Consider the following 9,433-nt stretch of genomic DNA (forward strand, 5'->3'; position numbering starts at 1 on the left):
CAATCACAACACTTTCAATTATGGTCCAGTCTTCTGGAACCGGCGTTTTTGGCGGCTTGTGGGATTTGAACGTTGCTTAATTCATGCCAAATTCGCCACGGTGGGCGTAGCGCCATCAGCCAGCCAATGCGCTACACTGCCGCGCTTGTACCGATAGAAGATTTTGAAGGGAAAACATGACGTTCAAGGCGCCGGACAGTCTCGCCGAGCAAATCGCTCACCACCTCGCCGAACGTATCATTCGCGGCGATCTCAAGCCTGGGGAGCGGATCCAGGAGCAAAAGGTCACGCTGGCACTCAATGTCAGCCGTGGTTCCGTGCGCGAAGCCTTGTTGATCCTTGAACGTCGTCACCTGATCGCGATCCTGCCGCGCCGGGGCGCCCACGTCACCGAACTCACCGCGCACAAGGTGCAGAGCCTGTGCACCCTGATGGGCGAGCTGTACATCCTGCTGGGCAATGCGGTCGCCGAAGGCTGGCAGACCCAGGCCGATATGGCGCCTTTCCTGCAGATCCAGCAGCGCCTGGTGGTCAGTTTTGAGCGCCAGGACATCCGCGCGTTCGTCGAAGAAAGCTTCAACGTAATGCGCGCCGCGTATCCCTTCGCCAACAACCCGTATTTGCAGGAAACCGTCGAAAACCTGCAACCGGCGATGAACCGCGCCTATTACCTGGCTCTGGACCAGCGCAAAGCGTCCATGAGCGAATACCTGGTGCTGTTCGAGCAACTGCTCGCCGCCGTGCTCGCCCGTGACCTGGCGCAGATTCGCCAGGTGTTGTCCGCCTATGGCCAGCGCAGTTGCTCGCTGGTCATCGCTGCGTTGGCGGACGCCTAAACGTGCGGCTCAAGTGCATCAAACTGGCGGGGTTCAAATCCTTCGTCGACCCGACCACGGTGAACTTCCCCAGTAACATGGCGGCGGTGGTCGGGCCCAATGGTTGCGGCAAGTCGAACATCATCGACGCCGTACGCTGGGTGATGGGCGAGAGCTCGGCGAAGAACCTGCGGGGCGAGTCGATGACCGACGTCATCTTCAACGGCTCCACCAGCCGCAAGCCCGTGAGCCAGGCCAGCATCGAGCTGGTGTTCGACAACTCCGACGGCACCCTGATCGGCGAGTACGCGGCCTACGCGGAAATTTCCATCCGCCGCAAAGTGACCCGCGACAGTCAGAACAGTTACTTCCTCAACGGCACCAAGTGTCGCCGTCGGGACATTACCGATATCTTCCTCGGCACAGGCTTAGGCCCGCGCAGCTACTCGATCATCGAGCAGGGCATGATCTCCAAGCTGATCGAAGCCAAGCCTGAGGATCTGCGTAACTTTATCGAAGAAGCGGCCGGCATCTCCAAGTACAAGGAGCGTCGCCGCGAGACCGAAAACCGTATCCGCCGCACCCACGAAAACCTCGCCCGCCTCACCGACCTGCGCGAAGAGCTGGAGCGTCAACTTGAACGCCTGCACCGCCAGGCCCAGGCCGCCGAGAAGTATCAGGAATACAAGGGCGAAGAGCGCCAGCTGAAGGCGCAACTGTCGGCCTTGCGCTGGCAGGCGTTGAACGACCAGGTGGGCCAGCGCGAAGCGATCATCGGCACCCAGGAAATCAGCTTTGAAGCGCTGGTGGCCGAACAGCGCAACGCGGATGCCAGCATCGAGCGCCTGCGGGATGGGCACCATGATTTGTCCGAGCGCTTCAATCTGGTGCAAGGCCGCTTCTACTCGGTGGGCGGCGACATTGCCCGCGTGGAACAAAGCATCCAGCACGGCCAGCAGCGCCTGCGCCAATTGCAGGATGACTTGAAGGAGGCCGAACGCGCGCGCCTGGAGACCGAATCCCACCTGGGCCACGACCGCACCTTGCTGCTGACATTGGGCGAAGAGCTGGACATGCTCACCCCCGAACAGGAAGTCACCAGCGCTGCGGCCGAAGAAGCCGCTGCTGCCCTGGAAGAATCCGAAACCACCATGCACGGCTGGCAGGAACAGTGGGACACCTTCAACCTGCAATCCGCCGAACCGCGCCGCCAGGCCGAGGTGCAGCAGTCGCGCATTCAGCAACTGGAAACCAGCATGGAGCGTCTGGCCGAGCGCCAGCGTCGTATGCAGGAAGAGCGTGCGTTGCTGTCCGCCGACCCGGAAGACGCGGCGATCATGGAACTGAGCGAGCAACTGGCTGAAAGCGAAATGACGCTGGAAGAGCTGGAAGCCAGCGAAGAGCAACAAGTGGAACGCCTTGAGCAATTGCGTCAGCAACTGCAACAGGCGACCCAGGCGCAACAGCAGGCCCAGGGCGATTTGCAGCGGTTGAACGGGCGCCTGGCGTCCCTCGAAGCCTTGCAACAAGCCGCCTTGGACCCTGGCACCGGCACCGCCGAATGGCTGCGCGATCAGCATCTGGCCGAGCGCCCACGCCTGGCCGAAGGCTTGAAAGTGGAGGCCGGTTGGGAACTGGCGGTGGAAACCGTGTTGGGCGCCGACCTGCAAGCGGTGCTGGTGGATGATTTTGGCGGCTTCGACCTGGCCGGTTTTGCCCAGGGCGATTTGCGTTTGCTCAGTCCTGCCGCCGATGGCGCGCGCGTACCGGGCAGTCTGCTGGACAAGGTTGAGGCGGCGATTGATCTGTCGCCGTGGCTGGGCCAGGTCAAACCGGTTGAATCACTGGAGCAGGCCTTGGCCCAACGCGGCCAGCTTGGCGCTGGCGAAAGCCTGATCAGCCGCGACGGCTACTGGGTTGGCCGCCACTTCCTGCGCGTACGCCGCGCCAGTGAAGCCGAAAGCGGCGTATTGGCCCGTGGCCAGGAAATCGTCAACCTGATCGCCGAGCGCGAAGAGCGCGAAGCCACCCTCGAAAGCCTGGAAACCCAACTGCAAACCCTGCGCGCCACCCAGCGTCAGCAAGAGACCGGCCGCGAACATCTGCGCCGCCTGTTGCAGGACGAAGCGCGCCAGCAAGGCGAACTCAAGGCCCAGCTCTCGGCGAGCAAAGCCAAGGTCGAGCAATTGACCCTGCGTCGCACCCGTCTGGACGAAGAAGTCGCCGAAATGGGCGAACAGCGCGCCCTGGAACACGAACAAATCGGCGAGGCGCGCCTGCATTTGCAGGAAGCCCTCGACAGCATGGCGCTGGACACCGAGCAACGTGAGTTGTTGCTGGCCCAACGCGACAGTCTGCGCGAACGCCTCGACCGCGTGCGCCAGGAAGCCCGCCAGCATAAAGACCATGCGCACCAACTGGCGGTGCGGCTGGGCTCACTCAAAGCCCAACATGCCTCTACGGCCCAGGCCCTTGAACGTCTGGAGATGCAGTCCGAGCGCCTCACCGAAAAGCGCGAGCAGCTGAGCCTCAACCTGGAAGAGGGCGAAGCGCCGCTGGAAGAGCTGCGCCTCAAGCTCGAAGAGTTGCTCGACAAGCGCATGACCGTCGACGAAGAACTCAAGACTGCACAGATCGCCCTGGAAGACGCCGACCGCGAACTGCGCGACGCCGAAAAACGCCGGACCCAGGCCGAGCAGCAATCCCAGTTGATTCGCGGCCAGCTCGAACAACAGCGCATGGAATGGCAAGCCCTGACCGTGCGCCGCAAAACCCTGCAAGACCAGTTGCTGGAAGACGGCTACGACCTGCACGGCGTGCTCAATACCTTGACCGCCCAGGCCAACGAGAAGGACGCCGAAGAAGAACTCGAGCGGATTGCCGCGCGTATTCAACGCCTCGGCGCGATCAACCTCGCCGCCATCGATGAATACCAGCAGCAGTCCGAACGCAAACGTTATCTGGACGCCCAGGACGCCGACCTGGTCGAAGCCCTGGACACTCTGGAAAACGTGATCCGCAAGATCGACAAGGAAACCCGTAACCGCTTCAAAGATACCTTTGATCAGATTAATGGCGGTTTACAGGCGTTATTCCCGAAAGTTTTCGGCGGTGGCAGCGCTTACTTGGAACTGACGGGCGAAGATCTACTCGATACAGGGGTAACGATCATGGCGCGGCCTCCGGGCAAGAAGAACAGCACCATCCATTTGTTGTCCGGCGGCGAGAAAGCCCTGACCGCATTGGCCCTGGTATTTGCCATCTTCAAGTTGAACCCGGCGCCGTTCTGCATGCTCGACGAAGTTGACGCCCCGCTGGATGACGCTAACGTTGGACGCTACGCACGCTTGGTTAAAGAGATGTCCCAGACTGTGCAGTTCATCTATATCACCCACAACAAGATCGCCATGGAAATGGCTGATCAACTGATGGGTGTCACGATGCATGAACCGGGCTGTTCGCGTTTGGTGGCGGTGGATGTGGAAGAAGCGATGGCGATGGTGGAATCCTGACCCACGCTTCGAAAGAGAATTTTCGGCAGGATGTAAGGTCTTTTACCGGCGTGACAAAGATGGCTAAACGACATAATTGTCCAAGGCTTTTTGACAGACGGTGTAAAGTTATCTTTGGTCGTGCTAGTTTAATGTCAAATTTTCGTATGCGTGGGCAAAACGCCAGTCAGAACATAGAGTTGGCGCCACGTTTTAAAGCGGTTTGCACGGTGCTAAACCCCTTATTTTTCAGCATTTTTTATTAGAGGCACGGGATTACATGGAAATCGGTCTGCGCGAGTGGCTGATCGTCATCGGCATTATTGTCATTGCCGGTATTCTTTTTGATGGCTGGCGCCGCATGCGCGGTGGCAAGGGCAAGCTCAAATTCCGTCTGGACCGCAACCTGTCCAACTTGCCCGACGACGACGGCAGCGCCGAGCTGCTGGGGCCGCCCCGTGTGCTGGATACCCATAAGGAACCGCAACTGGACGAGCACGACCTGCCGTCGATGAGCGCGCCGGTGCGTGAAGCCCGTGAGCCTTCGTCCAAGCGTGGCAAGCGCACTGCGCCGGTGGTTGCCGAGCCGCGCCAGGCCGACCTGGACCTTGATGTCGATGAAGGCCCGAGCTTCAGCAGTCGCGATGATGATTTTCCGGATGAAAACGCCGGCAAGAACGCACCGCGCCAGTCGGTCGCCGATCAGCCGGCAGCTGAAGAAGTGCTGGTGATCAGCGTGATCTGCCGCGACGCCGCTGGCTTCAAAGGCCCGGCTTTGTTGCAAAATATTCTGGAAAGCGGCCTGCGTTTTGGCGAGATGGATATCTTCCACCGCCACGAAAGCATGGCCGGCAACGGTGAAGTGCTGTTCTCCATGGCCAACGCGGTCAAGCCGGGCACCTTCGACCTGGACGATATCGACCTGTTCAGCACCCCGGCGGTGAGCTTCTTCCTCGGCCTGCCGGGCCCGCGTCATCCGAAACAAGCGTTCGATGTGATGGTGGCGGCGGCGCGCAAGCTGTCCCAGGAACTGAACGGCGAATTGAAGGACGATCAACGCAGCGTCCTGACCGCCCAGACGATCGAGCACTACCGTCAGCGCATCGTCGAGTTTGAGCGTCGCGCGCTGACCCAGAAACGCTAAGCAGAACAAGCACCAACATTTGAGCAGCTTCGGCTGCTCTTTTGCTTTATGAGAGAACACCCATGACCGCCGCCCACACCCGTATCCTCGAACTGCGCGCTGAACTGGATCAGCACAACTACCGTTACCACGTCCTCGACGAGCCGAGCATTCCGGACGCCGAGTACGACCGGTTGTTCCACGAGCTCAAGGCCCTGGAGGCCGAGCATCCGGAGCTGGTGACGCGGGATTCACCCACGCAGCGAGTGGGCAGTGCGGCGCTGTCGGCGTTCACCCAGGTGAAGCATGAGATCCCGATGCTTAGCCTTGGCAACGCCTTTGATGAAGCGACGATGCTGGAGTTTGATCGCCGGGTCACCGAGGGTCTGGACCTGCCGGCGGGGGATCTGTTTGGAAGTGTCGAGTACAGCTGTGAACCGAAGCTGGACGGCCTGGCGGTCAGCCTGCTGTACCAGGACGGCGAACTGGTACGCGGCGCCACCCGTGGCGACGGCACCACCGGCGAAGACATCAGCGTCAATGTTCGCACCGTGCGCAATATCCCGCTCAAGCTGCACGGCACTGGCTGGCCGGCGACCCTGGAAGTGCGCGGCGAAGTGTTTATGTCCAAGGCCGGTTTCGAGCGCCTGAACGCCTCGCAGCTGGAAGTCGGTGGCAAGACCTTCGCCAACCCGCGCAACGCTGCCGCCGGTAGCCTGCGCCAACTGGACTCGAAGATCACCGCTAGTCGCCCGTTGGAATTCTGCTGCTATGGCGTGACCACCGACATCAGCGACACCCATATCGGCAACCTGCAACAACTGCAAAAGTGGGGCATGCCCATCAGCCATGAGCTGAAACTGGCCAAGGGTATCCAGGACTGCCTGGACTACTACCGCGATATCGGCGAGCGGCGTAACAGCCTGCCCTATGAAATCGACGGTGTGGTGTTCAAGGTCAACAGCATTGCCTATCAGCGTGAACTGGGCTTCCGCGCCCGTGAGCCGCGCTGGGCCATCGCGCATAAATTCCCCGCCCTGGAAGAACTGACCGAGCTGCTGGATGTGGAATTTCAGGTCGGCCGAACCGGCGCCGTTACGCCGGTAGCGCGCCTGAAACCGGTCAAGGTCGCGGGCGTCACCGTGTCCAATGCCACCCTGCATAATATGGACGAAGTGGCACGCCTGGGCGTGATGATCGGCGACACCGTGATCATCCGCCGCGCCGGTGATGTGATCCCGCAAGTCGTCTCCGTGGTCCTCGAACGCCGACCGGAAACCGCCCGCCCCGTGCCGATCCCCGAAAGCTGCCCCGTGTGCGGTTCCCATGTGGAGCGCACCCAACTGGTCAAGCGCAGCAAGGGCAAGGAAACCGTCAGCGAAGGTGCGGTGTACCGCTGCGTGGGGCGCCTGGCCTGTGGTGCGCAGCTCAAGCAGGCGATCATCCATTTCGTCTCGCGCCGTGCCATGGACATCGACGGGTTGGGCGACAAGACTATCGAGCAGCTGGTGGATGAAAAACTGATCGGTTCGCCAGCGGATCTCTACAAGCTCAAGTACGAGCAGATCATCGACCTGGAAGGCTTCGCCGATATCTCCAGCAAGAAGCTGATCGCGGCCATCGAAAACAGCAAGACCCCGACCCTGGCGCGGTTTATCTACGCCTTGGGCATTCCGGATGTCGGCGAGGAGACCGCCAAGGTGCTGGCGCGCTCGTTGGCGTCCCTGGAGCGGGTGCAGAAGGCCTTGCCGGAAGTGCTGACTTACTTGCCCGACGTGGGTTTGGAGGTGGCGCACGAGATTCACAGCTTCTTCGAAGACAGCCACAACCAGGAAGTGATTGGTGCGTTGCTGTCGCCAGACGAATGCGGCCTGCAATTGCAGGATCAGGGCGACCTGAGTGCCGAGTTCGCTGCCAGCACAACGCTGGGCGGCTTGCTCGACAAGCTGCACGTACCGAGCGTCGGTCCGGGCGCTGCGCAAAAACTGGCGGACAAATTCGGCAGCCTGGAAGGGGTGATCAAGGCCGACTGGCTGGATATGCGCCAGGCGCTGCCCGAGAAGCAGGCCAAGGCCGTGCGCGACTTTTTCGATAACGCCGACAACGCCAACCGCGCCCTGGCCATAGAGCAGCAGCTCAAGGACTTCGGCATGCATTGGGACAGCGAGAAGAAGGTCGTCGAGGGCCTGCCCGAGGCCGGTCACACCTGGGTACTCACCGGCTCCCTGGAACTGATGAGTCGCGACGCCGCCAAGGAAAAACTCGAAAGCCTGGGCGCCAAGGTGGCGGGATCGGTTTCGGCGAAAACCCACTGCGTGGTGGCGGGGCCGGGCGCCGGTTCAAAACTGGCCAAGGCCAGCGAACTGGGCCTCAAAGTCCTCGACGAAGAAGCCTTCGTCGCCTTCCTGGCCAAGCACAACATCACTGTCTGATAACGGGATGTGCTGGGCAGGCTTGTTGTAGTGAGCGGGCTTGCCCCGCGCTGGGTGGCGAAGCCGCCCCAAATCCATCCCCCTCGGTCTAACTGAAGCACCGCGGTGCTTGGGTTTAGGGCGGCTTCGCCACCCAGCGCGGGGCAAGCCCGCTCACTACAGAAATGTGATGAATCGGCCCAGTTTAGGGCGGGGGAACGATTGTAAGCGGGAAATGATCTAGTCTCAGTCACCCAGGGAGAGATCGCCATGTTCCGCTACTTCGAGCAACTCAGTTCGCGCATTGCCGCCCCGTTCATGGCCGGCCCCTCTCGCAACAGCAAGGTGTGGCAGTGCCGTTGCGGCCAATCCCTGTTCTTTCGCAACAGCCAGTGCCTGGCCTGCCAGGCGCTGCTGGGCTACCAACCTCAGCAAAGTCGCCTCGCCTCGCTGCAACCCGGCCCTGTGGAAGGCACTTGGCTACAGGACGACAACCTTGATGCCGGGGCCTTCCGCCGCTGCGCCAACCTCGACACCCCAGCCGCCTGCAATTGGCTCATTCCTGCCCACAGCGCCGCGCCGCTGTGTGTGGCGTGCAGCCTGAATCGCACCATCCCCGACCTGTCGATCCCGGAAAACCCCGAACGCTGGCGCAAAGTCGAAACCGCCAAGCGCCGCCTGGTGGCGCAACTGATCAGCCTCGGCCTGCCCGTAGTGCCCAAGGCCGTCGATGAAGAGACTGGCCTGGCCTTCGACTTCGTCGGTATCGACCTGGAAGGAAACGCGCCGATGACCGGCCACGCCAATGGCCTGATCACCCTCGATATCAAGGAAGCCGACGACGCCCACCGCGAAAAAGTCCGCGTCCAAATGCGCGAGCCTTACCGCACCTTGCTTGGGCATTTTCGCCATGAAGTCGGCCACTATTACTGGGACCGCCTGATCGCCAACACCCACTGGCAGGAGCCTTTTCGCAACCTGTTCGGCGACGAACGCGCCAGTTACGCCGACGCGTTGGACCAGCACTACCAGAACGGCCCACGCCCCGACTGGCAACAAACCTGCGTCAGTGCCTACGCCACCATGCACCCTTGGGAAGATTGGGCCGAAACCTGGGCTCACTACCTGCACATGATGGACGCCGTCGACACCGCCTTGGGCTTCGGCATGAGCGCCCGCGAGATGGACCTGGATTACCAGCCGTTTCCCCTTGCCACGCTCTATGACCCCGAGCATCCGGGTGGCGCAGCGTTCCTGTCATTCGTCAATGCGTGGATCGAGTTGGCGGGGATGCTCAACGAGCTGTCACGCAGCATGGGCCAGCCGGATTTCTATCCTTTTGTGCTGCCACCGCCGGTGATTGCCAAGCTGCACTTCATCCACCTGGTGATCCAGGAAGAGGGCGGCCGGGCCGACGAGGTGCTACAGGCCCAATGATGAGCCAATGTGGGAGGGGGCTTGCCCTAATGCCTGTCAGTTAAGGAAACAGCAGATAAGCGACTTTCTGTAGTGAGCGGGCTTGCCCCGCGCTGGGCGGCGAAGCCGCCCTAAACCCTGGTACCGCGGTGCTTCAGACAGACCGCGGTGGATGGA

The 9,433-nt window shown here is 61.3% G+C and carries 5 protein-coding genes; all 5 read left to right on the plus strand.

Going from position 1 to position 9,433, the window contains the following annotated elements; genetic code table 11:
- Positions 1-176 precede the first annotated feature (176 nt).
- The 5 genes from DYL61_RS18285 to DYL61_RS18305 all read left to right on the plus strand — a co-directional run bounded on the left by DYL61_RS18285 (position 177) and on the right by DYL61_RS18305 (position 9,277).
- Positions 177-836 (plus strand): GntR family transcriptional regulator, encoded by a 660-nt coding sequence (locus tag DYL61_RS18285; protein WP_105697561.1) that lies wholly within the window; start codon positions 177-179, stop codon positions 834-836.
- 2 nt (positions 837-838) lie between these two features.
- The gene (gene smc, locus DYL61_RS18290) at positions 839-4,327 is read left to right on the plus strand and encodes a chromosome segregation protein SMC (RefSeq protein WP_105697560.1); all 3,489 of its coding nucleotides are present in this window, start codon (positions 839-841) and stop codon (positions 4,325-4,327) included.
- Between the two features lie 259 nt (positions 4,328-4,586).
- Positions 4,587-5,450 (plus strand): cell division protein ZipA, encoded by an 864-nt coding sequence (gene zipA / locus DYL61_RS18295; protein WP_105697559.1) that lies wholly within the window; start codon positions 4,587-4,589, stop codon positions 5,448-5,450.
- A 62-nt stretch (positions 5,451-5,512) separates the two neighbouring features.
- Positions 5,513-7,861 (plus strand): NAD-dependent DNA ligase LigA, encoded by a 2,349-nt coding sequence (gene ligA / locus DYL61_RS18300; protein ID WP_135309490.1) that lies wholly within the window; start codon positions 5,513-5,515, stop codon positions 7,859-7,861.
- Between the two features lie 249 nt (positions 7,862-8,110).
- Complete coding sequence (locus DYL61_RS18305) at positions 8,111-9,277, plus strand: zinc-binding metallopeptidase family protein (RefSeq protein ID WP_135309491.1); 1,167 nt, start codon at positions 8,111-8,113, stop codon at positions 9,275-9,277.
- Positions 9,278-9,433: the final 156 nt, after the last annotated feature.

Source organism: Pseudomonas nabeulensis (assembly GCF_004682045.1).
GTDB lineage: Bacteria > Pseudomonadota > Gammaproteobacteria > Pseudomonadales > Pseudomonadaceae > Aquipseudomonas > Aquipseudomonas nabeulensis.